Here is a 625-nt window from a genome sequence, read left to right as displayed (position 1 = left end):
GAATGGAGTCTGCATCATGCTGAAACGGCGCATATTTTTCATGCTCCCCCTGATCTTGCTTTCCGCTTGCTGGGATAGTGTCGCCTATGCGGCGTGTAGCCGGAAAATTCAGGTGCCGCTGGCACAGGCCGGTTTAAGTGTGATCGGCAGTGGAAGCGTGATCGACGGCATTTACCCTGAAATTTTGGACAGTATGGCAGCCAAAGATGGTTGCCAGTTCGAGATGCGCATCGTACCCAGAGCGCGTATGGAACTCTTATTCGAAAATGGTCAGGCTGATTTATTGATTCCTGCTATCCGTACCAGTCGCCGCGATGAATTCGGCATTTTTGTTCCTTTGGTGTATACCAGAGCCACGCTGATTTCTATTAATCCGAATCGCCCACCCATCACCAGTTTGCAGGAATTACTGGAACAAAAGCAGTTGAAACTGGCGGTGGTGCGTGGCTATGATTATGGCGATGCCTATCAGCAATTGTTGCAGGATATGCAAAAAGCGGGACGACTGATTGTGGAGTCCGATCCGGTTTCGGTGGCGCGTATTATGCGTTCAGGTGCGGCCGACATCACCCTGATCGCGCCCTATATTTTTACCGGTACAGTCCAGATCGACAAACGGGTGGAC

General features: G+C 51.0%; 1 protein-coding gene. It reads left to right on the top strand.

Translation table 11 applies throughout. The annotated features are described in order from the left end of the window. Positions 1 to 40: 40 nt before the first annotated feature. A partial coding sequence (locus tag KDM89_RS19325; RefSeq protein WP_212689538.1) for a substrate-binding periplasmic protein occupies positions 41 to 625 on the top strand: 585 nt, incomplete at its 3' end.

It is taken from the genome of Cognatundibacterium luofuense, assembly GCF_018139685.1.
GTDB lineage: Bacteria > Pseudomonadota > Gammaproteobacteria > Burkholderiales > Burkholderiaceae_D > Undibacterium > Undibacterium luofuense.
Note: the sequence above shows the minus strand (reverse complement) of the source record. Positions and strands in the feature narration are given on the sequence as shown.